Annotated in this window: 24 protein-coding genes and 1 riboswitch; of the genes, 6 read left to right on the top strand and 18 right to left on the bottom strand. The window is 59.3% G+C overall.

The genetic code is table 11. The features are described 5' to 3' along the window. Nucleotides 1–2 precede the first annotated feature (2 nt). The 7 genes from ACC569_RS01475 to ACC569_RS01445 form a co-directional block, all read right to left on the bottom strand. Nucleotides 3–635 carry a methylamine utilization protein gene (locus ACC569_RS01475; protein ID WP_372521716.1) on the bottom strand — a complete coding sequence of 211 codons (633 nt, stop codon included), beginning with the start codon at nt 633–635 and terminating at the stop codon, nt 3–5. After that, nucleotides 635–1,108 carry a nuclear transport factor 2 family protein gene (locus ACC569_RS01470; protein WP_372521714.1) on the bottom strand — a complete coding sequence of 158 codons (474 nt, stop codon included), beginning with the start codon at nt 1,106–1,108 and terminating at the stop codon, nt 635–637. The genes ACC569_RS01475 and ACC569_RS01470 overlap by 1 nt, the downstream gene beginning before the upstream one ends. 192 nt (nt 1,109–1,300) lie before the next feature. Continuing rightward, on the bottom strand, nt 1,301–1,429 hold the full coding sequence (locus ACC569_RS01465; protein ID WP_372521759.1) for a hypothetical protein: 129 nt from the start codon (nt 1,427–1,429) through the stop codon (nt 1,301–1,303). 196 nt (nt 1,430–1,625) lie between these two features. Next, on the bottom strand, nt 1,626–1,865 hold the full coding sequence (locus ACC569_RS01460; RefSeq protein WP_372521713.1) for a hypothetical protein: 240 nt from the start codon (nt 1,863–1,865) through the stop codon (nt 1,626–1,628). A 33-nt stretch (nt 1,866–1,898) separates the two neighbouring features. Beyond that, complete coding sequence (locus ACC569_RS01455) at nt 1,899–2,180, bottom strand: hypothetical protein (protein WP_372521712.1); 282 nt, start codon at nt 2,178–2,180, stop codon at nt 1,899–1,901. Between the two features lie 209 nt (nt 2,181–2,389). Then, on the bottom strand, nt 2,390–3,217 hold the full coding sequence (locus ACC569_RS01450) for an alpha/beta fold hydrolase (protein ID WP_372521711.1): 828 nt from the start codon (nt 3,215–3,217) through the stop codon (nt 2,390–2,392). A 337-nt stretch (nt 3,218–3,554) separates the two neighbouring features. Further along, nucleotides 3,555–4,418 carry a class I SAM-dependent methyltransferase gene (locus tag ACC569_RS01445; RefSeq protein ID WP_372521710.1) on the bottom strand — a complete coding sequence of 288 codons (864 nt, stop codon included), beginning with the start codon at nt 4,416–4,418 and terminating at the stop codon, nt 3,555–3,557. Nucleotides 4,419–4,954: 536 nt separating this feature from the next. On the opposite strand from ACC569_RS01445, the gene ACC569_RS01440 reads away from it, so the two are divergent. After that, the gene (locus ACC569_RS01440) at nt 4,955–5,656 is read left to right on the top strand and encodes a rhomboid family intramembrane serine protease (protein WP_372521709.1); all 702 of its coding nucleotides are present in this window, start codon (nt 4,955–4,957) and stop codon (nt 5,654–5,656) included. Nucleotides 5,657–5,803: 147 nt separating this feature from the next. Here ACC569_RS01440 and ACC569_RS01435 read toward each other — a convergent pair whose 3' ends face one another. Together ACC569_RS01435 and thiC are read right to left on the bottom strand one after the other, a co-directional pair. Continuing rightward, entirely contained in the window at nt 5,804–8,308 is a 2,505-nt protein-coding gene (locus tag ACC569_RS01435; RefSeq protein ID WP_372521708.1) for an SIR2 family protein, read from the bottom strand. Between the two features lie 133 nt (nt 8,309–8,441). Then, the gene (thiC, locus tag ACC569_RS01430; protein ID WP_372521707.1) at nt 8,442–10,331 is read right to left on the bottom strand and encodes a phosphomethylpyrimidine synthase ThiC; all 1,890 of its coding nucleotides are present in this window, start codon (nt 10,329–10,331) and stop codon (nt 8,442–8,444) included. Nucleotides 10,332–10,382: 51 nt separating this feature from the next. Continuing rightward, a riboswitch (TPP riboswitch) is annotated at nt 10,383–10,478 on the bottom strand. Nucleotides 10,479–10,914: 436 nt separating this feature from the next. Here thiC and ACC569_RS01425 point away from each other — a divergent pair. The 4 genes from ACC569_RS01425 (at nt 10,915) to ACC569_RS01410 (ending at nt 12,724) form a co-directional block, all read left to right on the top strand. Continuing rightward, nucleotides 10,915–11,577, top strand: coding sequence for a protein-L-isoaspartate O-methyltransferase (locus ACC569_RS01425; protein ID WP_372521706.1), 663 nt, complete (start codon nt 10,915–10,917; stop codon nt 11,575–11,577). 248 nt (nt 11,578–11,825) lie between these two features. Then, nucleotides 11,826–12,146, top strand: a complete 321-nt coding sequence (locus ACC569_RS01420; protein WP_372521757.1) for a rhodanese-like domain-containing protein — start codon at nt 11,826–11,828, stop codon at nt 12,144–12,146. Between the two features lie 15 nt (nt 12,147–12,161). Next, on the top strand, nt 12,162–12,311 hold the full coding sequence (locus ACC569_RS01415) for a hypothetical protein (RefSeq protein WP_372521705.1): 150 nt from the start codon (nt 12,162–12,164) through the stop codon (nt 12,309–12,311). Beyond that, complete coding sequence (locus ACC569_RS01410) at nt 12,299–12,724, top strand: nuclear transport factor 2 family protein (RefSeq protein ID WP_372521704.1); 426 nt, start codon at nt 12,299–12,301, stop codon at nt 12,722–12,724. Before ACC569_RS01415 ends, ACC569_RS01410 begins: the two co-directional genes overlap by 13 nt. Before the next feature lie 727 nt (nt 12,725–13,451). On the opposite strand, the gene waaA is transcribed toward ACC569_RS01410, so the two are convergent. Continuing rightward, nucleotides 13,452–14,726, bottom strand: coding sequence for a lipid IV(A) 3-deoxy-D-manno-octulosonic acid transferase (gene waaA / locus ACC569_RS01405; protein WP_372521703.1), 1,275 nt, complete (start codon nt 14,724–14,726; stop codon nt 13,452–13,454). Nucleotides 14,727–14,810: 84 nt separating this feature from the next. On the opposite strand from waaA, the gene ACC569_RS01400 reads away from it, so the two are divergent. After that, nucleotides 14,811–15,572, top strand: a complete 762-nt coding sequence (locus tag ACC569_RS01400; RefSeq protein ID WP_372521702.1) for a glycosyltransferase family 2 protein — start codon at nt 14,811–14,813, stop codon at nt 15,570–15,572. 212 nt (nt 15,573–15,784) lie between these two features. Here ACC569_RS01400 and ACC569_RS01395 read toward each other — a convergent pair whose 3' ends face one another. From ACC569_RS01395 to ACC569_RS01360, 8 genes are all read right to left on the bottom strand, one after another. Then, complete coding sequence (locus ACC569_RS01395; RefSeq protein WP_372521701.1) at nt 15,785–17,668, bottom strand: LTA synthase family protein; 1,884 nt, start codon at nt 17,666–17,668, stop codon at nt 15,785–15,787. A 58-nt stretch (nt 17,669–17,726) separates the two neighbouring features. Next, nucleotides 17,727–18,794 carry a glycosyltransferase family 9 protein gene (locus ACC569_RS01390; RefSeq protein ID WP_372521700.1) on the bottom strand — a complete coding sequence of 356 codons (1,068 nt, stop codon included), beginning with the start codon at nt 18,792–18,794 and terminating at the stop codon, nt 17,727–17,729. Then, entirely contained in the window at nt 18,794–19,882 is a 1,089-nt protein-coding gene (locus ACC569_RS01385) for a glycosyltransferase family 9 protein (RefSeq protein WP_372521699.1), read from the bottom strand. Before ACC569_RS01385 ends, ACC569_RS01390 begins: the two co-directional genes overlap by 1 nt. After that, on the bottom strand, nt 19,879–21,156 hold the full coding sequence (locus tag ACC569_RS01380) for an O-antigen ligase family protein (protein ID WP_372521698.1): 1,278 nt from the start codon (nt 21,154–21,156) through the stop codon (nt 19,879–19,881). Before ACC569_RS01380 ends, ACC569_RS01385 begins: the two co-directional genes overlap by 4 nt. A 163-nt stretch (nt 21,157–21,319) precedes the next feature. Further along, on the bottom strand, nt 21,320–22,294 hold the full coding sequence (gene galE / locus ACC569_RS01375; RefSeq protein ID WP_372521697.1) for a UDP-glucose 4-epimerase GalE: 975 nt from the start codon (nt 22,292–22,294) through the stop codon (nt 21,320–21,322). Nucleotides 22,295–22,324: 30 nt separating this feature from the next. Beyond that, nucleotides 22,325–23,476 (bottom strand): glycosyltransferase family 4 protein, encoded by a 1,152-nt coding sequence (locus ACC569_RS01370; RefSeq protein ID WP_372521696.1) that lies wholly within the window; start codon nt 23,474–23,476, stop codon nt 22,325–22,327. A gap of 117 nt (nt 23,477–23,593) precedes the next feature. Then, nucleotides 23,594–24,733 (bottom strand): glycosyltransferase family 4 protein, encoded by a 1,140-nt coding sequence (locus ACC569_RS01365; RefSeq protein WP_372521695.1) that lies wholly within the window; start codon nt 24,731–24,733, stop codon nt 23,594–23,596. A gap of 10 nt (nt 24,734–24,743) precedes the next feature. Beyond that, nucleotides 24,744–24,980, bottom strand: a 237-nt coding sequence (locus tag ACC569_RS01360) for a glycosyltransferase family 9 protein (protein ID WP_372521694.1), incomplete at its 5' end; no start/stop codon positions are given.

Raw genomic sequence — 24,980 nt, 5'->3', positions numbered from 1 at the left:
CGTTAATACGAATCTTTGTCGAGCGGCGGTTTCGGCTTGATGATGCGCGGGGGCACATCCAGCGCCTGCGTCAGCCGCGTCGGCGCAGCGCCGATCTTGATGGCGCGCGCCGGCAGCTCGCGTTTCTGGCGCGGATGCCACCAGCGCAGCCGGTACGACCCCGGCGGGACATGGGCAATGCGCGCCCGCCCGTGGGCGTCGGTCTTGGCGAAGTACGGCGTAGCGACGACCAGAACATAGGCTTCCATCCAGTCGTGGATGTTGCACCCGAGGGCGACCTCGCCGGGCTTGTCGAACACGATGGGCTTTTCCGGCTTGCCGGCGTAGAGCTTGATCTCGAAGTTCTTGGGCGGCGAAAAAGAATACAGATGATGCTTGAAGGGGTCCTGGTTGGGAAACTCGATCGCCGTGCCAACCTGCACGACCGTCATGTAGGGAATCAGTTCGCGGTCACGCTGCGCGATGGTGACTGTCGGCATCGGCCCGCGTGGGTAGCCCGCCACCGGTTCGAGAACCACGGCCACGTCGGCCAGCGGTTGGCCCGCCACCGTGGTGGCCGTCGCCTCGATGTCGCCGGCATGCGTGCTCGCGCCGGCCAGCAGGAGCGCCGTGATGCAGACTGCGCGTGAGAACATTAAGGGGCAAGTTGAATCGCGGGAGCAATCTGCCAGATCTCGGTCATCAGTTGGCCGTCGCGATAGATCAGCGCGTGCCAGACCTTGACCGGTTTCTCACCTCCGTATTCTGCCGAAACCGCGAAGGAGGTCCCCTTCGGATTGCTGTAGGACTCCATTTTGCCCAACTTGGCCGGGCGCGGCTTGCCGCCGTTGTTGGCGATAAACTTTTTCCACACTTCGCCGATCGCTTCCTTGCCGCGGTAGCGGCCATCGAGCGGGCCGCCTACCCAATCCATATAGGTATCAGCTGTGTAATCGCGCATCAACGCATCCATATCGCCAGAGGCCACCGCTTGCAGGTGCGCCTTGGCCTTGGCTTCGTCCAGCGGACCGGCCTGCGCAACCTGGAGCAAACCGAACAGCAGGGAACAGGCGATGACCGACATAAAACGAATCACGTGTTTCTTGCGGGAATATGGCTGGAAATTCATGTCTAACCCCCTCAATGTAAACCGGCAACGGCGTCATTTGAGTATAGATAGGCTACGGGGTGCCGTCATTTATGGGGTACTGGCCTGAAACCCTGCAAGAGCTAAGGTTTCCCGTATAAAACCTGCGCTGGCCGCCGTTTCATCCGCTTACCAGGAACATAGGCCAGCAAAGTCCATAGCACACGGGCCTTGTTATTTATCTCCACCCCCTCCTGCTTCGACGAACTCCACCACCTTGGCTTCCATGCCTTTCTTAAGAGCCTCCGCTTCCGACAGTTTCTGGCTGGCGGCGTAGTCGCGGACTTCCTGGGTAATCTTCATCGAGGTCGCTCCGGGCTTCCTGCCCTCTCGCGACATTCGCACTTTGTCGCTCGCTGTCCTGCTTCGCGACAAAGCCCAGAGCGGACATCCTGTCCGCCCGTTCGCCGCTTTGCGGCTCACCCCTGTGCAGCACAGAAATGGGCGAGTTTGGCGCCTTCCTGCGGCAGGGTTTCGTCGTGGAATTCTGCGCCTTCTCCTAAAACTCCGCGCCGGTCATCTCGGCCATCCACTGGTCGGCAATGAGGAGAGCGACTTGCTCGCCCTCGCCCTTCAGGCGCTCGAGAACGTCAAGTGCGGCGCGCGGACTCGAGTGCGCGACGATCCGGTAGTCCTCGCCATACCGGCGGGTGAGGGCGTTGGACATCGCAGCGAGCGGCACCGGCTCATCATCCGCGATCAGAATGACGGGCTTGTTCAGCGCGGCGGGTTCGTCCATAAACTATCGGAGAATTGGGCTGACGAACCGAATCTACTTCACTTTGTGATAACGCTTGATTTCGTCGATTTCGTCCATGGACCATTTGTTCAGTTGCACGATTCTGGCCTGCGAGCGGTATGTGGGGGGGACGATGGATCGGGCCTGATCTTTGTTGTCCACATCCGCAATGAACCATGCCTTGTGATCCCCGTCCTTGCATCCCCAGTCCGCATTCGCGAGGAAATGGGAGCCGGTCTTGAGGAAGATCTCAACGACGTGAGCACACGCTATCACATCTGGCTCGTGCGGAACTTCAATAAGAAATCTTGCCATGGCTGGGTCCTCCTTATTGGCTTGTATTTAAATCGGTGTACGTGATTTTTTCAAATCGAGAATATCAAAGCGCCGCTGGTCAGACGCCATGCCCCTCACGGGAGAAGGTTAACGCATGCAAACTGCCTAGGAAACTATCCCTTCGATCCCTTTCACTCATGCCCCTGCGGGTAGTGCGCCGGATCGGCGTGGGCGGGACCTTCGCCGCCCTAGGACGCGATAAACGCCGCCACGCGCGCGATCACGTCCGGGTCGCGCAAGATGCGGCGATGGCCGAGGCCGATGGTGCGGACGAATTGTGCGCCGGGCCAGGCCCGCGCCACCGCGACACCTTCCTCGATGGGAACATCACGGTCGTTCTGATCGTGGATCACCAGGCCCGGCACGTCGAGCTGGCGTGCCAGAACTTCGGTGGAAAAGCGCTGCCAAAGATCGGCGCCGTAGTGCGTCTCGATTGTCCGGTTGAATACTTCCTGCACCGGAGGCGCGACATCCAGCGCGGTGAAAAATTTCCGCGTGAGACCGCGCAAGCTGTCCGGCGGGCTGATGGCAACGATGCGGTTCACCTTGAGCCCGTGCTGCACGGCGTAGATCGCGCAGGCGACTCCGAAGGAATGCCCGATAACCGCGTGCACCGGCCCGCAGGCCCGGGCCACGGCGTGGATGGCCTCGCTGATTTCCGGCAGGTTGGTGGCGCGCCCCGGCGAGCGGCCGTGTGCCGGCGTATCGAACGTCACCACCCGGAAGCCGGCGCGGACCAGCATTGGTGCGAACGCGCCGAGTTGCGCGCCGCGACCGTTCCAGCCGTGCACCATCAGCACCACTGGCCCCGTGCCCCAAGAATCGACCGCCAGTGCCTGGCCGCGATGGACCACGGCCAGCGGCTGGGCCGTGCGGCGCCATTCCTGCTCCTGCGGCGGTTCAGGATAACGCAGCGGTTGAAACCACAGGCGATACACCCAGCGCCCGGCCAGTGCCGGCGAGACCAAGCCCAGCAGGCGAATTGCCAGGCGCAGCAGCCAGAAGGCTACCGGCACGGGTAGGGAACAATATGTAGTTTGATGCGCATGATCGAGCCCTGCGGTCGAGAGGTCAGAAACCTTCCGCTTCAGAACTACCGCTGGCATTTACTCACACGCCCGGCTTTTCAACAACCCCTGCAGAGGCCGCTGCTCGATGCCGAATACGGCTAGGCCACCTTCCACCGCCGCCGACGGTCCTGCACAATAATGAAGTACGCGTCTCGACGACCGGGTTGCTGATCTGGAAACGGGGCCGTGGTGGAACTGAAATGAAAGCTGAACAGGTGTCAGCGGGAACTGTGGCCTGACCGAGTTATAAAGATTGCCGAATAATTAATTTCTCCGTCCCTTGTTATGCCTGGTTACGCGGTTTGGTGCCGACGACGACGTGGGTAATGCCGTGGAGATAAACGCGCCCGGGCTTTGAGCTGCGGGCCTCGGCCTCGCGCGCAATCTCTTGCTTCACGATCGCCTGCGTATCCGCCGGCAGCTGGGTAAACAGGCTCGCCACGGGTCCCGCGAGCTCGCGAATGAACACGTCATACTCGGCGCCGGTGGAAAAATCGGCCATCGGGATCGATACCTGTTCAATCGTCACGTCGCTGAAACCCGCTTCGGCAAAGACGGCACGCAGCCGGTCGGGGTCGGCGAGCGCGAAGATGCCGGGCGCGCCCGTGGGCGGGGTGGGAACATCCATATGCCGCTTGAGCACGCCGAGCGGCACCGTGACGAAGGGGTTATTCGCCGCCTCGGTCCAGACGCTGATCACCGCTTTTCCGCCCGGCTTGAGCGCGGAGTTTGCGCAATGCATGCACTTGACCGGATCGGGCATGAACATGAGGCCCCAGCGCATGGTCACGGCATCGAATGAGCCTTTCATCGCGTCGATGACTTCGCCGTCGACACAACGGAACTCAACATTTGAGAGAGAACGCGCCTGTGCTTTTGAGCGCGCGTAGCCGATCATCTCCTCGACGAAGTCGGTGGCGAGCACCGAGCCTTCAGGTCCGATCCGTTCGGCGATGGTCAGCGCCGGTTCGCCCGCGCCGCAGGCGATGTCGAGCACGCGCGACCCCTCGCGAATGGCCGCCAGCGCGATCATGCGCTCGGTCACCGGCGCCGCCCAGGTGCGCATCAGCGGATCGTACTTGCCCCAACCCGGGGCGACCATGGTCCAGCTCTTGTGCTGGCTCTGCTTCGCTTCTACATGATTCATTTTCTCCTCCGTTATGGTTTGTGTTGTCCGTCTTCGCGGACGCCACGCGCATTTTCTGCCTAAGCCTCGGCGACTGCAGATGTGGCAGCGAGATCGCCGGCGGTCACCGGGAATACGCGCACGTGACTGATATATCCATGGATCTTGCCTTTTGCCATCACGTCCGGTCCATCGTCAATACTGAATTTAAACTCACGGTTCACATCGTCATGGATAAAACGAATTTAATAAGATTTAACGAGACGGATCAAACAAGATCTCAAGGCCTTTCCCCTTCATAAATTATGGTATTTCACCCAACGCCACTGACATACCTGCAAAATGTGAAGTGCGCGACTCGACGAGCGGGTGGCTGATCCGGAAACGGGCCGTGATAGAAGTGAAGAGAAAACACAAAGCTATATTAGGCAAAATCTTTGATCTGACCCCATTTATTTGCTCGGTTTTCGTGGTTAATCCTGTCCATTTCATTTTGTCACGGGTGACACGTATTCTGATACCCCACAGCGGCAATGGACAGGCAGGCAACCGTTCGCATGACGGATTCCGGGACAACCTCAGAGAATGACGCGCGGCGGCTTCGCAGATGCTTTTTCATCGCGGCATCCTTTGCGACAGTCCTGTGGCTGATCAAGCTCGTCGAAATCACATTTGATCTAAATCTCACTCCGTACGGTGTCAATCCGCTGAGGGCCAGCGGGCTTTGGGGCATTCTTTGGGCGCCGCTGATTCATGGTTCGCTGTCCCACGTATTTGCCAACACCTTGCCGATTATCATTCTTGGCACAGCGTTGCTGTACGGTTATCCGCGATCGGCAAAAATCGTCATCCCCGTCATCTATTTAGGTACGGGCGTTGGCGTCTGGCTATTCGCCCGCAGTTCCTATCATATCGGCGCCAGTGGCCTGACCCTGGGCATGATGCTCTTTGTATTCACTATCGGTGTACTGCGTTGGGATAAACGCGCCATCGCGCTCGCGCTCATCGTGTCTTTCCTTTATGGCGGCACGATCTGGGGAATCTTTCCCGGCGACCCTCAGATTTCCTATGAATCACATTTATTTGGTGCGGTTATCGGCGTCGTCTTGGCAATCATGTTCAAAAACTACGACCCCGCCCCGCCGGAAAAGAAATTCTCCTGGGAAGACGAAGAGGACAATGTGGAAGACGATGGTGAGCAGACTGAAGGCGACGGGACGGCAAGTAAACAATCAGAAAATGAACTCCCGCTTCATTAGCGGAGTGGCCGACCTCGCGTCGCAATGACCGGGTTGCTTATCTGGAAACGGGGGCCGTGATTGAAGTGAAGTGAAAGCTGAACAGGTGTATTAGCGGGAACTGTGATCTGACCCCGATTTTCGAATTATATTTATCGGAGCTTCTTTCTAAGTGGCGCTATATGGTCTAGAAAAATAGCGCTTAACCATTCTTTGAAATCCCGAGTTCATTCTGTGTACTCTCATTCCTTGGTTCACAATGTTCTTTAAACTAGTCAACTTATCTGGATCAACTCGACGATCAAGGATGTTCATATAGCAATGACCAAGTGTGGTGTATGGATATGGATCAGATATTCCACGCTCTTCGATTAAGCCAAATAGTAAGCTTGATCCTTCATTGTATATCTCAATATTATGTAGGTTACTCGCTACATATTGGTCCATTAGCACATGTCCTAACGCATGTCTTAAATGGAACGAATCGTACAACGGTAATCCTTTTCGGAAACAGTGTTCTGCATCATCCAATCGATCTTGGTCATGAAGAAATTTTCCGTACTGGAGCCAAAAAATCCCATCTTTAGCAAAAAATGTTTGGCAAGCTGAATAAACGTTGTCGATTCTCTCTGGTTTACCCGGAAATGCCTGTTCCATCAGAAAGTGATGCGAGAGGATAGACTTATAAATTCTATAAGCTAATGGATGTTCTCTAATATCTGAGATCTCGAACTTCTTTGACACAGTACGCATAAGTTCGCGGATCAGGGTTTCTTTTTCGTCATCAAGGAAAAAGTGCTCTAAATGATAAGCGGCAATAATTGGATGGCGCGCAGAAACATTTTGGGCATCTTTATAAAAATAAATCTTACCCGCTAATTTCTCGTTAAGAATCTTAATAATTCCGCTAACATTTTTATTTAGAACCTCAGCTAGGTATGTCAATGGTATTACCATCCTAGCTGCAGTTACGATCGAGACCAGCTGAAAAATATTTTTAGCTTCCACATCTTGAATTTCTGCGTATTCGTCAGTTAGCTGTTCTCTAAACGAATGGGCTGATGAAATATCACACATAGTTGCAAGTAAATCACCATTATATCCTCGCTCTCGGTCGATAATATGATTCGCTGCTTTATCTCTCGAAAGTTTCCTTAACTCACCAGAAAGCATTCCAAACTTTTCAAGTTTGTTAGCAAGCAAAAGAGCATTTTCGCTGGATAGCTGTGGAACGATAAAACTATTTATTAAACCCTCAGTGAATGTCGCCAAGTGGTGTTGGTTTTTATTAAATGCGTTTTCACGTTCTTCAATAATAAATACTGTCCTCAAATTTGGGAGGCGGTCAACTATCCGTTTTGCAATTTCACTTATTGCGTAAAAATTTTCAGATGAACGATCAAAAAACAAAATCAAAGATCCTTTAAGGTCTCTGATCGCTACCCAGAACTGCTCAATATCTATTCCACCTGTAGAGGTATAAATGTAAACACTCTCATAGAATCGAGATAATTCTTTTAGAAGAATCATGCATCCGGTAGTTTTTCCTACACCAATTGAACCAGTGACAGCAATTAATCGAATATTTGGTAATTTGGTTGTAGTTAAAAACTGATTAATATCAACTATCAAATCATCAATATAATTGAACTGAGCTGGTACATCATTCGATATATAGAACCAATCGGGAATATCTCCTAAGAAAAAACGTGACAAAAGTCCTTTCTGGGTTTTGGTGCGTACAAGTTCAGTTGCAACATGGCCAAACGAATAGCCAAACCAGCCAAGCGATTTGCTGTTAACTATTTCTTGCTTAAGATGCGGGAAAATTCGTTTAATGAACTTGGCTGGAGTTAAAATTGAAAGGTTCGCGTTTAAGTAGGTAATAAAATCCTCTGCAGTAGCTTCGATCGGAACAATACCTCGCTTCTCATATGTCTTGCGCTCAATCGATTTAAATGATTTCAAAACAATCCAGTTTGGATTTGAAAATTGTTCGGTTTTATCCCACAGCAAGCGTTCGCGAAGCGCGACCTCAAGATCACTTTCTTTAAAACGAGATCCAATTAAAACGCAATTTCCATGGCTAATCTGTAACGCAGCATCATAAAGCCAATCACCCCCGCGTACTGCATAATCTGCATAGCTAGTATTATCAAAGACAAAACCTGCCTCTAAATTCTCGATTGAGCCATGTAAATGAACTACGGGTGTTTCCAAGGGGTTAATCTTTGTCGGTTGTCGATCACGGTAATTGTAAAATCTATAATCTGGAAACTTACCTCGCTGTTTGTGAAGCACCTTAACAGCTGTTTGAATTACATTATCAATGTTTGTTGTGTATATACGGCGCCACCAGTGTTGTAATAGGTCAACTTGCCAACTCAAGACCTCACGACAACTAAAGGTGTCAACCAGAAATTGCGAAAAATTTTCAATTTCATCCTGACCAATCGAAAAGGCTGTTGCTAAATCTGCGTCTTTCGCATCTTCTGTTCTATAGCCAGCTGCAATGAGAATGCGTTCAATAAGCATGTTGGTCGAGGGGATTACTTGACCATTTTTTGCAGGCGTTTGATAGCTGAATCCGGCACCAAGAAACAAACCAAGTTGACCAGATTGAACCAACGGTGCAATTTTATTTTTTATCGTTTCTTTAGCTTCGTTATCCATAAAATTTGTGAAAAAAAAACTAAGAGCCAATTCTTCTTTTTACATTTGAGTTAAAGCAAATATTACCCCCACCTAAACAAAAAAGCCCGAACACTTCCATGCCCGGGCCTTTATTGGTGAAAGCTGACATACCTCAGGCCTTCTTATAAATCTCCGCCCCCTGCTTCACAAACTCCACCGCCTTGGCTTCCATGCCTTTCTTCAGCGCCTCCGCTTCCGACAGCTTCTGGCTGGCGGCGTAATCCCGAACCTCCTGCGTGATCTTCATCGAACAGAAGTGTGGGCCGCACATGGAGCAGAAGTGCGCGAGCTTGGCGCCTTCCTGCGGCAGCGTTTCGTCGTGGAATTCCTGCGCCTTCTCGGGATCGAGGCCGAGGTTGAACTGATCGGCCCAGCGGAACTCGAAGCGCGCCTTGCTTAGCGCGTTGTCGCGCAACTGCGCGCCGGGGTGACCCTTGGCGAGGTCGGCGGCGTGCGCCGCGATCTTGTAGGCGATGATGCCATCGCGCACGTCCTGCTTGTCGGGCAGTCCCAAGTGTTCCTTCGGCGTGACGTAACACAGCATCGCGGTGCCGTACCAGCCGATCTGGGCCGCGCCGATGGCGGACGTAATATGGTCGTAGCCGGGCGCGATGTCGGTGGTCAGCGGGCCGAGCGTGTAGAACGGCGCCTCGAAGCAGTCTTCGAGTTCCTTGTCCATGTTTTCTTTAATGAGCTGCATCGGGATGTGGCCCGGGCCTTCGATCATCACCTGCACGTCGTGCTGCCACGCGATCTTGGTGAGTTCGCCCAGCGTCTCCAGCTCGGCGAACTGGGCACGGTCGTTGGCGTCGGCGATGCAGCCGGGGCGCAGGCCGTCGCCGAGCGAGAACGCGACGTCGTAGGCCTTCATGATCTCGCAGATGTCCTCGAAGTGGGTGTAGAGGAAACTTTCCTGGTGATGCGCGAGGCACCACTTGGCCATGATCGAGCCGCCGCGCGAGACGATGCCGGTGACGCGCTCGGCGGTGAGCGGGATCCACGGCAGGCGCACGCCGGCATGGACCGTAAAGTAATCCACGCCCTGCTCGGCCTGCTCGATGAGCGTGTCCTTGAACATTTCCCAGGTGAGTTCCTCGGCCTTGCCGTCCACCTTTTCCAGCGCCTGGTAGATCGGCACCGTGCCGACCGGCACCGGGCAGTTGCGGATGATCCACTCGCGCGTCTCGTGGATGTTCTTGCCGGTGGACAGGTCCATGAGCGTGTCGCCGCCCCAGCGCACCGACCACACCATTTTCTCGACTTCTTCCTCGATGCTCGAGGTCACGGCCGAGTTGCCGATATTGGTGTTGATCTTCACCAGGAAATTGCGGCCGATGATCATCGGCTCGGATTCCGGGTGGTTGATGTTGTTGGGGATGATGGCGCGCCCGCGCGCGACTTCCGCGCGCACGAACTCGGGGGTGATCTCGTCCGGCATGGCGGCGCCGAAGCTTTGGCCTTTGTGTTGCCTCAGGAGCATGGCGTAGCGCGGGTCCTGGCGCAGCTCATTGAGCCGCAGGGTCTCGCGGATGGCGATGTATTCCATCTCGTGCGTGATGATGCCCTTGCGCGCATAGTGCATCTGCGAGACGTTCGCGCCGGCTTTGGCGCGGCGCGGCGTGCGGATGTGCTCGAAGCGCAGGCTGGCAAGCTTCGGGTCGCGCGCCCGCGACCGGCCGTATTCGGAGCTGGGGCCGTCGAGCTGCACGGTGTCGTTACGCTCCAGAATCCACTTCTCGCGTAGCGGCGAGAGGCCGGCACGCAGGTCGATGTGCGCGGTCGGGTCGGTGTACGGCCCGGAGGTGTCATACACCGTGACCGGCGGATTCTCCTCGGCGCCGTGGCTCGAGGGCGTGGGCGTCTGCGTGACCTCGCGCATGCCGACGCGGATGTCCGGGCGCACGCCGGTCACGAAAATCTTGCGCGAGGCCGGGAACGGGCGGATGGCCTCGGCCGAAAGCGTCGAGGTCGGTTGCAGAAAATCTTTGGGGTGGGCGCTCATGGGACTACCTCGTTAAAACCAATCGGGGTATGAGCGGCGGGGTGAAACTGAAGAAGCTTCAGATAGCTTTCCTACGCCGGGACTAACCGGTTCAGGTTCGAAGGGTGTATCTCAGCCGGCCACCGGCCGGCACCCCTAGCTCACACAGTATGGTTTCAAGCTAAAGGATTCCCCGGGGGATTGCAACCTTACGAGTCCAGTAGGTTTTTTATGCTGTCATTCCCGCGAAGGCGGGAATCCAGTGCCGTTTATGTAATCGCGCGCGAAGCGCGCGATACCATGCAAATCCTGGATCCCCGCCTTCGCGGGGATGACAGGAAACATAGAGACTCTCTTAGATTTAGTCCGTTCGTGCTGAGCTTGTCGAAGTACGAACGTGCTCAGGACAGGCCTGTCAAACCATGAACGGAAGAATCGCCTCCTATTTGCGGGATTTCCCGTTCACCCTTCGACAAGCTCAGGGCGAACGGGAGACTTAAATCAGAGCTTCCCTAAATACCCTCATAAAGGCTATCGACTTGCGCGCCCCGGCCAAACTGCTTACCCTTGTCGGCCGTTTACCCCTATACCGTGTGCGTAAAATATGATTTCGCTGAATTTTGACGTCGCGCGTCAAACCATGATCCAGAGCCAGATACGTACCTGGTACGTTCACAACGAGCGCGTGATCGACCTCATCGCGCGCATGCCGCGCCAGGACTACGTGCCCGCGGCCAGCCGCAACCTCGCCTACGTGGACATGAACATCGCGCTCGGGCACGGCGAAGTGATGATGACGCCGAAGAGCGAGGCACGCTTGGTCCAGGAACTGGAAATCGACCCCAAGGACAAGATTCTCGAGATCGGCACCGGCAGCGGCTACATGACCGCGCTGCTCGCCGCCCTCGGCCGGCACGTAGTGAGCGTCGAGATCCGCCCGGAATTCACGGCGGAGGCGGCGATCAAACTCGCGCATCACGGCGTGCGCAACATCACGCTCGAAGTGGGCGACGGCGCGCGCGGCTGGGACCGCCAGCAGCCGTACGACGTCATCTTCATCACCGGTTCGCTGCCGATCCTGCCCGAGGCGTTCCGCGACAGCCTCGCGCCCGGCGGGCGGATGATCGCCATCGTGGGCCAAGCGCCGGCGATGGAAGTCAAACGCATCCGGCGTCTCGATGCCCAAGTCTTCAACGAAGACTCGCTGTTCGAAACCGACCTGCCACCGCTGCGCAACGCCATCGAGCCTGCCCGGTTCGTTTTTTGAGGGTACGGGAAGATGAAGCTTATTCGGCGCGCTTCGCTGGCGCTCAGCTTGCAGCCCGGGGTGCAACAAAACACGTTGCACCCGTTCAGCGGCGCCAATGTCCACTGGACATTGGCGACAATTTCGCCGGGAGCGAAATTGGACGCGCTTCAGCGCGCCCCGCAGGGGTGCGCGCCAGGGATGGCGCGCATCAAAACTCCGCCTCACCCTACGATTCTGTTTTCGCGGCCTAAAAATTCTCATACATGATCCGGCAACTCACCGTGCTTGAACTGAAAGCGCGACTCGACCAGGGAAACAAGGATTTCACGCTGCTCGACGTGCGCGAGCCGTGGGAACTGAATATCTGTTCCATGCCGGGCGCCATCTCCGTCCCCATGCGTGCGGTCCCGGCGCGTTACCTGGAACTGCCCAAAGACAAGGAGATTGTTGTGGTCTGCCATCACGGTGTGCGCAGCCAGCAGGTGGCGAATTACCTCGAGCACATGGGCTTCGACAAGCTCAACAATCTGGTTGGCGGCATCAACGCCTGGGCGCGCGAGATCGACCCGAAAATGCCGACCTACTGAAACACCCCGACGCCCTTGTCGCTGGACCTGCACGAGGGGCATTCTCCCGCGCACGATCCGGCCTCGGCGCGGTATGATTACCCGTCGAACCCGCTGCGCCTGAAACAGGCAGCCGGCACCCTGAGCGAAAACGACCTGGCCCGGATCAACGCATGGCTACCATAACCGAAAAACGCTTCCACACGCCGCGCGAGGCCGAGACCGCGTTCTACGCCGCGTTCATCAAGCGCGACATCGACGCGATGATGGAGGTATGGGCGGAAAGCGACAGTATCAGCTGCGTGCATCCGCTCGGTCAGATCGTGACGGGGCGCGTGGCGGTGCGCGAATCATGGGAATCGATCTTCCGCAATTCGCCGGACATGCAGTTCATGATCACCGAGCGCTCGCGCACCCAGAACGGCGAGATCGCGGTGCACATCGTGGAGGAACACATCCGCACCAAGGGCGAACCGCCGTCCGCGCCGATGCAGGTCACCAACATCTATCGCCTGACCGAGGCCGGTTGGCGCATGATCATGCACCACGCATCGCCCGCCTCACCGCCCCCCAAGGCCGAGTCCAAGACGCTGCACTGATTCTGAGCGTAGGGTGTGCTGAGCGTCGGCGAAGCGCACCAAACAAATTACCAGGGGAACCTCTGATTAAAGTCCCCCTCCCCCTTGAAGGGGGAGGGCTGGGGTGGGGGTGCAAAGGCGTAATCTCTTGATGCTGTTCACCCCCATCCTGTCGTTTCTGCCCAGGGTGCGTGAAAGACGCGCGCACCCGCTCGGCGGGCAAAAGGTCCACCGGACCTTTTGCCTTTTCCGCCTCACCCCCCCTTCGAGGGGGAAGGGAAGTTCTTTTTTGGCACTTGCTCAGAGATTTCCGGTGCGCAACGCTTCGCTTTTGCACACCCTACAACGAAGAGCGCTCGTGCATTCAGCGGGGATGGGTAGGGTGTGCTGAGCGTCAGCGAAGCGCACCGATCGACAAAATGGCGCGTGGTACGCGCCCTACATCTTTCATGTAGGGCGAGGCGGAGTTTTGATGCGCGCCATCCCTGGCGCGCACCCCTGCGGGGCGCGCTAAAGCGCGTCCAATTTCGCTCCTGGCGAAATTGTCGTGAACACACTTAACGTGTGTTCACGCCGCCGAGCGGGTGCAACGGGTTTTGTTGCACCCCGGGCCGGAATGTTAGGCGCGCAGCGCCGTAACCCGCCGGATGATACTTGAGGCACACGGTTCTCATCCGGCGCAATACGCTGCGCTATTGCGCCCTACGCGTTGAGCACCAGCGAAGCACACCGAAAAAAATACCGGGATTCAGTTTCCGAGCAGTTGCTCGAGAATGCGCATGTTGGCCGCGAGCGCGCCGCGGTTCTCCTCGACCATCTTGCGCCCGGCCTCGCCGGCGCTGTCACGGCGGTTGGCGTTGCCGAGAAAATCCGACACCGCGGCCGCGAGCTCCGACGGCGCCTGGATCTGCACGCCGGCGCCGCGCTCGAGCGTCATCTGGCTGATCTCCTGGAAGTTGAACATGTGCGGGCCGAACACCACCGGCTTGCCCACCGCCGACGCCTCGAGCAGGTTGTGCCCGCCGGTCGGCACCAGGCTGCCGCCGATGAAGGCGACGTCGGCCGCGCCATAGAACAGTTGCAGCTCGCCCATGGTATCGCCCACCAGGATCTCCACCGCGGCATCGAGCGCGCCGCGGTTTTCGCTGCGCTGCGCGACGTGAAACCCCTGCTTGCGGCACAAGCGCGCCACCGCGGCAAACCGCTCGGGATGACGCGGCACCAGCACCAGCAGCATGTTGGCGAAACGCTTATGCTGTTTGAGCCGCGCCAGCGCCGTGAGTACCGTCTCCTCCTCGCCCTCGTGGGTGCTGGCCGCGAGCCACACCGGCCGGTCCTGGCCCCAGGCGATGCGCAGCACCTCGGCGGACTCGCGCAGGCTGGCGCCGGCGTTGAGTTCGAACTTGATGCTGCCCGTGACCGTGACTGATTCCGGACCGGCGCCGAGCGTGAGCAGCCGGTTCGCGTCCGCCGGTGACTGCGCCGCGAAGCGGTTCACTTGTCGCAGGGTGGCACGCGCCAGCGACGCAAAGCGCTGGTACTTGCGCATCGAGGATTCCGACATGCGCACGTTGGTGACGAACACCGGAATCGAACGCGCGCGGCACTGGTGAAAAATGTTCGGCCACAGCTCGGTCTCCATGACGATCGCCATCACGGGCCGCGTGCGGTCGAGAAAACGCCGGACCGCGGACGGGTAATCGTAGGGCGCGTAGCAGTGCGCCACCCTGCCGTTGAAAAGCTCGCGCACCTGCACCGAGCCGGTCGGCGTCATGGTGGTGATGAGCAACGGGTATTCGGGATAGCGCACGGTGAGCTCGTGTACCAGCGGCAAGGCGGCGCGCACCTCGCCGACCGACACCGCGTGGATCCAGATCACGCGCGGCGGCGGAAGCGGGTCGATGAAGCCGAAACGTTCGGGGATGCGGCGCCAGTAATCCGGGTTGCGCAGCCCGCGCCACAGCAGGCGCAGCAGCACGTAGGGGAACAGCAGTCGCAGGAACCAGTTATAGGCGGCGTGCATGTGACAGGCCCGGTGGCGGATGTTGGAAATTATCGCATGCGCGGTGCGCGTGCATCCCGGCGATTTTTCAGCATAGAATAGCCCATGCCCGAGCGCCTGTCCGCCGTGATCATCACCCGCGACGCGGCCGATCTGCTTCCCGAATGTCTCGAAAGCGTTCGTTTCGCGGATGAAATCCTGATCGTGGACTCCGGCAGCCAGGACGCCACGCGCGAGATCGCCAAGCGCCACGGCGCGCGCTTCCTGCACCAGGACTGGCTCGGCTACGGCAAACAGAAGCAGTTCGCCATGGAACGCGCCGTCAACGACTGGGTGCTGTGTCTCGACGCCGATGAGCGCGTGAGCCCGGAACTGGCGCATCGCATTCAGGAAGCCCTGCGCGCCCCGGCCTTCTTCGCCTACGACATGCCGCGCTGCAACCGCTTCATGGGCCGCTGGCTGCGCCACGGCGAGGGCTATCCCGACCCGAACCTGCGGCTGTTTCACCGCGGCCATGCGCACTGGAGCGACGACCCGATCCACGAACACGTCGTCACCACCGAACCGGTCGGCCGGCTCGACGGCGACCTGCTGCACGACAGTGCCGTCAGCCTCGCCGATTATCTCGATAAGCAGAACCGCTACACCACGCTGCAGGCGGAACGGATGCACACGCAGGGCAAGCGCGTCACCGCCGCACGGCTGGTGCTGTCGCCGCTCGGGCGGTTCATCAAGTTCTATTTTCTGCGGCGGGGGTTTCTCGACGGCGTGCCGGGGCTGGTGCACATCGCCATCGGCTGCTTCAACAGCTTCACGAAGTACGCCAAGCTGATGCAGCTTGCGCGCGCCGGAAACAGGAAGAGTTAAGGAACCTCTGATTAATTCCCGTTCGTGGTGAGCTTGTCGAACCACGAACGGATAGGTTCCTCATACTTTCAGATATTTGCCATTCACCCTTCGACAGGCCTGTCCTGAGCGAGTCGTTCGGTCTTCGACAAGCTCAGACCGAACGGCGAGTCGAAGGGCTCAGGGCGAACGGCACAATTGATCAGAGCTTCCTTAATTTTATTTCTTGAATCTCACGGCGGCGCCCAGCGGTTGCTCTGTAACAACTCGTACACCACCTGATCGGTCGCCAGCAGTTTCTTCTCCAGCGCGTCGAGATACGCCGGCGGCGCGCCGGCGGTGACGCCGCTGTCGAGGCGGTTCTTCAGGCTGTGGGTGAGGAATCCCTCCTTGCCGATCATGCCGACGACGTTGCCGGCGCTCACGAAGGCGTAGCCGTCGCGCTTGCGCAGCAGCGAGTCGCCGAGCGCGCTGACCGGGTCGTCGAAGCCGAGCAAGTCGATCACGGTGGGAAACAGATCGAGCTGCGACGCCACCACGTCGTTGGTCCCCGGCTTGACCCGGCCGGGGGCGTAAATGAGTATCGGGATGTGAAAGCGGTCGAGGACCTTGCTCACCCCGAACTTGCCGATCGGGTGGTCTGCGACGAAAACGAAAACGGTGTCCTTGAACCAGTCGGCCTGCGCCGCCTTTTTCATGAACTCGCCCAGGCTCCAGTCGGCGTAGTAAAGCGTGTTGAGAAAGCCGTCCTCGGTCAGTTCCCCGTGCGGACGCTTCTCGAAGCGCGCCGGCAGGCGCGTGAACGGCTCGTGGGTGGTGCCGGTGTAGACGTAGGCGAGGAACGGCCCCTGGGTTTGCGCGAGCTTGCCGGACAGAAACATGAACGTGTCGTAATCCCAGCCGAAGGGCGAAGCGTTGGCATCGGGATAATCGAGCACGACCGGGATATCCTCCATGCCGTAGTACTCCTCGAAACCCGCGGCGCGCGCGATGGCGTCCATGCGGAACGAGCCGCGGTGCGAGCTCTGCACGAAGATCGTGCGATAACCGTGGCGCTGGGCGATCGCGCCGAGGCGCGACACGTTGGTCACCTCCAGCCCCTTGCCGAGATACGGCATGCCGATGAGCAGCGGGATGCCGGTGAGAGTCGCCTGCACGCCCTCGATGGAGCGCTGCCCCTCGGAGTAGGCGCGCGTGAAACACAGGCTCTGCAGCACCAGGGCGTCGAAATTCGGCGTCGCGCCGAAATGGCCCCCGGCGAGCGCGTCCACGTAATGAAAGCTCCAGCTCTCCAGCAGCACGATCACCAGGTTGGAATGTTTCGGCTGCGGTGCGTAGCGGCGCTGCATTGGGTACTCGCCGTCCGCCAGCGGATAGGCCTCGGCCGTCAGCCGCCGCGCCTCGGCCGCGTCGAAAAACCGGTGGTTGACGACGCGCGAGGAATAACTGGTCTGCGCCGCGCTGTACACGCCGTTCAGCGTGAGGTTACCGGCCGCCGTGCTGCCGCTCGTGAAAGCGTGGACCACGTTGATCGGCTTGCCGTAGAACGTCCAGCCGCGTCCGGCGAGGATCAGGACGATGAACAGCACGGCAAATCGCATGACGCTCTGGTGGGAGGCGACCGTCTCACGCGCGGCGATGCGCCACCACAGCAGTGCGAGCCCGGCGCACAGCGCGAGATAAGCCAGAACCGCGCCTAGGTAGCCGGTGAACGCGATGTGCAGCATCGGACCCATGTCGTTGCCGACCGCGATCAGCTCGGTGGCGATGTGGCGGTTGACGAAGCCGAAATACACCAGGTCGGCGGCCAACACCACGCCCATCACCACCGTCATCGCCCACAGAATCCAGGCGAGCGGCTGGTGCCACCAGCGGCTGACGGCGAATTTCAGCGGCAGGTTCATCAACAGCAACGGTATGAAGAAAAACACCGCCAGGGTGGCGGCGTCGAAGCGCACGCCGTGCACGAACGCCCACAGCGTCTCGCCCGCGGACAATTGGCCGAAATAATCGCGGTACACGACGAACAGCGCGACCCGGAACAGCGAGAACAGCGCCAGCGCCAGACCGAAGTACAGCAGGCTCTTGCGCAGCAGTGTAAGAGGCGTGTCTTTCATGTGTGCTATCCCCGTGGAGCGCGCTGCAGCGCGTCCAATTTTTCTCCCGGCAAAATTGTCATGAGCGAGCCTTGTGATCCATTTTTTCAAAAACCTGCGCGAGTTTGGGGAGCACGTCGGCGACTTCGATCAGCCGCATCGGTTCACCGCGATGCACGCGCGTGGTCCAGTTCACCGTCTGCGGGTCCTGCCCGAGGATCGTGCGCACCGCCTCCGGATAACGGTTCACCACCAGCTCGGGATAAAGATACGGGCCCGAGAGCTGCGGCGGCGCGACCGCGTACAAGCCCACGACCGGCGTGCCGACCGCGCCGGCGAGATGCACCGGCCCGGTGTCGGGCGCGAGCAGGCAGTCCGTGCGCGCCAGCACCGCCGCCAGCTGCCGGGGCGATGTCGCACCGATGAGATTGGTGATGCCGGTGGACACCGCGGCCATGATTGTTGCGCCGGCCGACTGCTCGTGCGCGCTTGGGCCACCCGTCAATATTACGTGCGCGCCCCAGCGGCTCTGTGCCGCGCGGATTACCTCGATCAGGCGTTCGACCGGCCATTCGCGCTCGGCCTTGCTCGCGCCGGGATTGACCGCCAACAGCGGTGCGCGCTCGCGCGGCACGCGCGCCGCGGCCCAGGCGCGTTCGTCCCCGGTGATCGGCAGATTCCATTTCATCACCCGTTCACGGATACCGAGGGCCTCGAGGAAGGCGAAGAAGCTGTCGAGCAGGTGCTGGCGCGCAAACGGAATGCGTCGATTCGTGAACAGCCACTGACCGTCGCGGGCGCGCACGCGGTCGAATCCGATTCTGACAGGGGCAGAAATCAACGGATAAATGAAGTTCGCGCGCCAGCTTGCCTGCATCGCGAGCAGTGTGTCGAAACGCCGGCCTTGGAGTTGCCGGCGCAGATCGAGATACGCGCGCAATCCCCGGCGCTTGTCGAAGACGATGAATTCCACGCCCGGATAACCCTCGAGCAGCTGGTAGGCAAGTGATCCCGTGATCCAGGTGATCCGCGCCTGCGGCGCCGCCCGCTTCAGGGTCTCGATCACGGGCAGCAGCAGCGTGACGTCGCCCAGCGCCGAGAGCCGGACGATGGCGATGTCGCGCAACGAGGCGGCGGTCGTGTCCACTATTCCTGATTCACCCCGGCGTCGGCGTTTCGCCGCGTGGGCCGGGCGAGCAATTGACCGAAGGCGCGGACCGCCTCGTCTACGCCGATGTCGGCCACGTTCAGGCTCGGCGGCTGCAGCAGCACATGCGGCGCCTTCCACGGGTACCAGCGGGTCTTGTCGGACTTGCCGAAGAAACACAGGATCGGTTTGCCGAGCGCCGCGGCGATGTGCATCGCGCCGCCGTCGCTGCACACCACCGCGCGGCACAGCGCCAGCCCGGCGATCAGCTGATCCAGCCGGTCGGTGGGATAGGCCAGGATGGGAACGTCTTTCAGGTCGTCCATGATCTGCTGCGCTTTCTCGTCATCGCCGGGGTGGCGCGGATTGGAGGCCGAACCCGGCGACCAGAACAACATGAAGCCGGCGCCGTGCGCCTGGCGCAGGCGGCGGATGAGGTCGGCAAAATTTTCCGCCGGCCAGCGGTTGAGGGGTTTGCGCGCGCTGATGTGCACGCCGATGACGTTATCCGCGGCCAGCCGTTTCTCGCGCAATGCCTGTTGCGCCTGTGCCGACACCGCCGTTGACGGAAACACGCGCATCGCCGGCGGCTCGTCGTGGATGCCGAGCGGCGCCAGCAGGCGGAAGATATCCTGTGCCTCGTGCAGCGGCCGCGGCAGCGTGTACGGCACGCCGGTGTCGATGTACTCGACTCCGCTCTTGCCCGGCTCGGTGAAACCGATGATATGCCTGGGCTTGATCGCGCGCGCGAGACGCAGGGCGCGTGGAAGAAAATGCGCCCCGGCGATGATGGCGTAGTCGAATCGCTGGCGACGCAACTCGCGCATGAGAAGCAACCGTTTCCAGAGCACGCCGAGCACGCCTTGGCCCGCTTCGCGGTGCTTGGTCTTCATGTAGGCGTACACCGTGTCGATGTCGGGATTGTTCTCCACCACCGGGCGGTTGTAGCTGTTGACCAGCACGCTGACGCGCGCCTTCGGAAAATGTTCGCGCAACGCGTGGATCAGCGGCGTGGTGCACACCAGATCGCCGATGTTGTCGCGGCGGATGACGAGAAAGCTCGGCGCGGAAGCGGTCGTTTGCTTCATGCGGACGATCGCTCCTTTTCCTGGGTCCCGCGCGTCATTATGACCGAGGCAAAGCCCACGAGCAGCATGAATTGCTGCAGCATGTGGTCGCGAATAACGCTGTCTAAAAACATGCGCGCGCCGAAATCGAGCAATAGTAAAAGCAGCAGCGCGGCGACGGCGTCATGCGCCGCGCGGTAGCGCCGGTAGGCCGGCACCGCAAGACTCGCCAAGAACGCCAACCATAGCAGCGTTCCCGGCACGCCGGTGCCGATGGTGAAATCGAGCATGCCGCTGTGGCTGTGACCGCCGCCTTCGCCGTACTTGGCCTTCAGGCCGTGCCCGAAAGCGTTGCGGCCGAAACCGACGCCGAGCGGGTGCTCGGCGACAAGCAACAGTCCTTGCTTGAACCAGGCGACGCGCTGGTAAAGCGACGGGTCCACCGTCTCTCCGCTCGGCAGCGTCGGCAGGCCGTACTTTTTCTCGTCCTGCCATGCCTTGTGGTTCTCCGTGTCCCAAGCAATGGCGGTGGTGTCGAGCAGGTTCCTCACGCTGATGGTGTTTTGCGTCGGCTTGATGAAAACGGCGAGCGCGAAACCACCGAGCGCGATAACGAGCATGGCGGCGGCGCTCATCATCGACGCCGTCTTGCTTATCCGGCTTTTCCGGCCGAGCAGGTAAAACAACGCCGTCGCCACGAGCAACAGCACGAACACCGTCACGCCGTTGCGCATGCGCTCGGCGAACATGGAAAACAGCGTCAGGACAAGCGCCGCCCACAATACTCCGTTGCCGACGGGCATAAGATTCTTTCCGCGCAGGCGCCGAATAAGCAGATCGGCGAACACAAAACAGAACAGCGTGTTCGTCACGTAGTTGCTTTTATCGGACCCGCCGGCGAAACCGGTGATGCGGGTGAAGTCTCCACCCTGCCTCCAGTCTTGCGGCCACTGGTACAGCGCCATCGCATCGACGTACACCACGTGCACGAGCAGGGCGATGAACACCGCCAGCAACACCTGCCGTCCGAGATCGGCGCGCGGTTTCGCTGCCGCGGCAATCAGTATCCCGGCCGCCAACGACGCCAGTCCGCGCAGCCATTGGCTTTGGATTTCATCGAGCGCCCAGGAAGTTTCGGGAGATATGAAAAACGCGACAACATACATCCATATCGTCAGCGCCATGAGAATACCGATGGGCGGAGCGATGTCGCGAATCGCCCGACCCACCTCGCCCCGGCGCCAAGCGAGATAACCGAAGACACACAGGGTGAAGACCAGCAACAGGTCGCGCAAGGATATCGTGCGGGGAATGGGCCATATGAAGAAAAGCAGGACCAAAATGACCAGGCCCGTTTTCTCCAGCCATCGGAAATTATTTTCCATAGGGCGCGGCTGTGGCGGTTACCCGGTGCCGGTGAACGGCTGGCGCAAGGATGCTGGAAATATCAGTCATGGGTCAGTGGTGTTGATGGTGCCAGCGCCACGCGGTTTCAATTATCCGGTCGAGACTCGTGTAGCCGGGTTTCCAGCGAAGTATCCGGTTCGCCTTCTCCGCCGACGCCACGAGAATCGCGGGGTCTCCCGGGCGGCGTGCCGCCACGGAATAGGTCACCTCGTGGCCGGTCACCTGGCGCACGGATTGAATCACCTCAAGAATGGAATGACCCCGGCCGTTCCCCAGATTGAACACGTCGGTCTTGTTCCCGTCGACGAGATAACGCAGCGCCTTGAGATGCGCGTCGCACAAATCCACCACGTGAATGTAATCTCTCACGCAGGTTCCATCGGGAGTGTCGTAGTCATTGCCATAAACATTCAAGGGATGACTCGCGCCCTTCAGCACCGAGCGCAATACGTTCGGAATCAAATGCGTTTCCGGTTCATGATCCTCGCCCAGCTCGCCCTCCGGGTCCGCGCCGGCGGCGTTGAAATACCGCAGCGATACGCTGCGTATCCCATAAGCCGAATCAAAATACGGAAACATTTCCTCGGCCATCCGTTTAGTGCTGCCATAAGGATTCACGGGGTTCTTGGGGTGAAGCTCATCGATAGGCGTGTATTGCGCCATGCCATAGACGGAGCAAGAGGAGGAAAACACCAGGTTCGTCACCTTGTGCCTGGCCATCGCTTCGAGCAGATTAAGCGTGCCCACCACGTTATTGCGGAAGTAAAGATCGGGATGTCTCACCGACTCCTCGACCAGGCAATTGGCCGCAAAATGCATGACGGCGGTGTATGGGCCATTCCTGAATGCGGCATCCAGGTCGGCGCGTTCCAAAAGATCGCCCTTGACCAGCCTGCCCCAGCGTACGGCTTCCTCGTGGCCGGTCGATAAGTTATCGAACACCGTGACCTCATGGCCGGCCGCCTTTAACATCTTGCACATATGGGCACCGATATAACCGGCGCCACCGCATACGAGAATTTTCATGTCAATGATGGTTATTCCCAAATCAACGATTTAACTTTCTGCGGCCAGCTCGAAATACAGAGTTTCCAGTCTTTGCGACAACTTCTTCCAGTCAAAAGTCTCGATGGCGTGACGCCTGGCCGCCTCGCGAACGGGTTGCAGCTTGCCACGGCTCTCGATGACCTCCGACGTTTTCGCCGCCACCGCCTCCACGTTACCCGGCTCGTGTAAAAAGAACCCCGTGGCTCCGTCCTCGATGGACTCCTTGATTCCCGCCAGACTCGTCGCGAGGATAAGACAGCCCGACGACTGCGCCTCGATGACCACCGCGGGATGCTGCTCCCCCGCGTGCTGCGTGGGTAGCAACACGATATCGCTGATTTTATAGATCGCCGGCAACCGGGCATGAGATATCGGCGGAAGGTCCAGCAAAACGCCGCGGCGTTTGAGTTCTTCCAGCAGCTTCGCGATGGCTTCGCGGTCGTTATCCCGATGATACAAGGCCGATCCCACCGCTACCGCAAAAATGTCACGGTGCTCTTGGCTGAGTTTCCACACGACCTGAAGGAAGGTATGAAATCCCTTGGTTTCCTGCTTTCGGCCGACATAGGTCAGCACCACGGCATCGGAAGGAATGCCCAAAATGGCTCTCAGGCTGGTTTTCTCATCCGCGGAGGCCGGGGAAAAATGTTCCGTATCGACGCCGTTATAGATGACCTCGATGCGCTCCTGCGGATAGCCGGCCTCGATCATCTTGGTTTTGGTATAGTGGCTGGCGGAAATATATTTGGTCGCCAGGCCCATTTCAGGGCGGAACTGGCGGATGGCGTTGACATGAATCAGAACGGGCATCGGCTTCTTCAATGCCCGAAGAAAATCCTCCACCGGAAATTCAATTTGATGGGCATGAAATACATCCGCTGAGATCCGGTTGACAATTCTGGCTGCCCGCCGGTGCAACGGATAAGGATCGAGTCGCGTAATCTTGCGAAACAATCTCCGGTAAATCCGGCCCTCGTGGAGCCGGAAGATATCACCGATGCGGCCGTCGTAATCGACGCGCTGCCGGTAGTGTTCAAGATTGCAGATGGTATAGGTCGTGGTGAACCTCATGTGCTTCGTGAGGTTGTAGGCGATCAGCGCCGGTGCAAAGCCCCGGATATCCGGGATCGACCCATGCGGAACGTAGGATACCACCTTCATCTTTGCCGTCTTTTCACGATCATTATTTAACTGTCCGGGGAGCTTGTTCCGTCTTGGCCGGGGATTGGTGCACGCAAGAATAACCTACGCCCGGCGGCGGGTCTAAAAAAACACGCGCTAGCTCAAACCAGCACGCATGATCGCGACGAGCTGCCTGGCCCGCGCTTCCCAGGTGTAGCGCTTAGCCCGTTCGCGCAGGCCTTCGCCCAGTCGCCGCGCCTGTTCGGGATTATCCACCAGCCGGCGGATACCGGCCGCGAGCGCCTCCGGATCGCCTGGCGGCGCCCACACGGCCTCGTCTTCGGCCAGCACTTCACGCACGGATGGCAGATCGGCGGCCACCACGGCGCAGCCCGCGGCCATGTATTCAAAAAGTTTGAGCGGAGAACTCCACAGGCTGTTGGGCTCGGCGCGGTTCGGCAGCACAGCGATGCAGGCCTCGCTCAATGCCTTGAGCGTTTCGGTGTGGCGAAGGTGGCCGGAAAACACCACCTCGGCGCCATGGGCCGGAACCTGCCTCTGATATTCGCGAATGCGTTCCGGCGAACCGCCGATGAGTTCGATCCGGCAGCCGGGCAACCACTCCGCCGCCGCCACCAGATCCTGCGCGCCCTTCCACGGAAAGAAGCTGCCGGCGTAAACGATGTGTCGGCCGGCATCGCGCCAGGGCTTTTCCGGTATGTGCGCCGGCCAGGACACCGCATCCGGCAACACATGAATATCCCTATCGAGGCGATAACGTTTTTTCAAATCATCGGCCACGCCATGGGTGACGGCGACCAGCGCGGCGGCGCGGCGCAGCACGGACTCTTCAATCCGGGCGAGGCGCTCGCGCTTATCCGGCGGAGCAACCTCGGCGAAAACTTCATGCGCCTCGTACAACAGTGGAATATCGGGGAATGCATCGAGCAAGGCGTGCGCGATCTTGAGATGCCGCGCCATAATCAGCGCCGGCCGACGGTGGTGTCCCGATTCGTTCTCGATCCAGCCGCGCAAGCGCCGGAAGAACAGCCGGTTCGAACGCAGCGGCAGCCAGGAAAGCGGCGCGGACAGGCCGCGCGAAAGCGGAACCAGCGCCACCGCGTCCGGCCGTTCCACGCCATACGCCGACAAAGGATCGGCGTTGTCAGCGGCGGGTACGTAAGCCAGATGCACGCTGATATCGGCGCGCGCGAGCGCGGCCACCGTGTGCGCCACCTGGATCCCGCGGGCGCGCGGCAATGGCAATGGTTCTGGAAAAACGTACAACAGGCGCATGGCGCTTACTTCATGCCTCGGCAACCGGTTCCGCGCGCTCCAGCAACTCGCGCACAGCAGACCAGACCTGGGTGACGCCGATTTCGGCCATGGGCACCGTCTCATCGCAGCGGTTATCGGGGCGCGGATGTTCCACGACGCGAAGCTTCGGATGCCTGACGGGCGCAAAGCGCCGGCTGCGATGACGGCAATGGTACAGAGCGACCATGGGGACGCCAAGCGCGCCGGCAAGATGCGTCGGCCCGGT

Source organism: Sulfuricaulis sp. (genome assembly GCF_041499725.1).
In the GTDB taxonomy this organism is placed as follows: domain Bacteria; phylum Pseudomonadota; class Gammaproteobacteria; order Acidiferrobacterales; family Sulfurifustaceae; genus Sulfuricaulis.
This window is presented reverse-complemented; position numbering and strand designations above follow the sequence as displayed.

Bases quoted from the DNA above. Each gene is read 5' to 3' on its own strand.
- ACC569_RS01400 (WP_372521702.1), top strand. From the start codon at position 14,811: ATGCCCGAGCGCCTGTCCGCCGTGATCATCACCCGCGACGCGGCCGAT.
- ACC569_RS01460 (WP_372521713.1), bottom strand. From the start codon at position 1,865: ATGGACGAACCCGCCGCGCTGAACAAGCCCGTCATTCTGATCGCGGAT.
- ACC569_RS01475 (WP_372521716.1), bottom strand. From the start codon at position 635: ATGTTCTCACGCGCAGTCTGCATCACGGCGCTCCTGCTGGCCGGCGCG.
- ACC569_RS01395 (WP_372521701.1), bottom strand. From the start codon at position 17,668: ATGAAAGACACGCCTCTTACACTGCTGCGCAAGAGCCTGCTGTACTTC.
- ACC569_RS01435 (WP_372521708.1), bottom strand. From the start codon at position 8,308: ATGGATAACGAAGCTAAAGAAACGATAAAAAATAAAATTGCACCGTTG.
- ACC569_RS01365 (WP_372521695.1), bottom strand. From the start codon at position 24,733: ATGCGCCTGTTGTACGTTTTTCCAGAACCATTGCCATTGCCGCGCGCC.
- ACC569_RS01385 (WP_372521699.1), bottom strand. From the start codon at position 19,882: ATGAAGCAAACGACCGCTTCCGCGCCGAGCTTTCTCGTCATCCGCCGC.
- waaA (WP_372521703.1), bottom strand. From the start codon at position 14,726: ATGCACGCCGCCTATAACTGGTTCCTGCGACTGCTGTTCCCCTACGTG.
- ACC569_RS01370 (WP_372521696.1), bottom strand. From the start codon at position 23,476: ATGAAGGTGGTATCCTACGTTCCGCATGGGTCGATCCCGGATATCCGG.
- ACC569_RS01410 (WP_372521704.1), top strand. From the start codon at position 12,299: ATGGCTACCATAACCGAAAAACGCTTCCACACGCCGCGCGAGGCCGAG.
- galE (WP_372521697.1), bottom strand. From the start codon at position 22,294: ATGAAAATTCTCGTATGCGGTGGCGCCGGTTATATCGGTGCCCATATG.
- ACC569_RS01425 (WP_372521706.1), top strand. From the start codon at position 10,915: ATGATTTCGCTGAATTTTGACGTCGCGCGTCAAACCATGATCCAGAGC.
- ACC569_RS01465 (WP_372521759.1), bottom strand. From the start codon at position 1,429: ATGAAGATTACCCAGGAAGTCCGCGACTACGCCGCCAGCCAGAAACTG.
- ACC569_RS01455 (WP_372521712.1), bottom strand. From the start codon at position 2,180: ATGGCAAGATTTCTTATTGAAGTTCCGCACGAGCCAGATGTGATAGCG.
- ACC569_RS01445 (WP_372521710.1), bottom strand. From the start codon at position 4,418: ATGAATCATGTAGAAGCGAAGCAGAGCCAGCACAAGAGCTGGACCATG.
- ACC569_RS01440 (WP_372521709.1), top strand. From the start codon at position 4,955: ATGACGGATTCCGGGACAACCTCAGAGAATGACGCGCGGCGGCTTCGC.
- ACC569_RS01470 (WP_372521714.1), bottom strand. From the start codon at position 1,108: ATGAATTTCCAGCCATATTCCCGCAAGAAACACGTGATTCGTTTTATG.
- thiC (WP_372521707.1), bottom strand. From the start codon at position 10,331: ATGAGCGCCCACCCCAAAGATTTTCTGCAACCGACCTCGACGCTTTCG.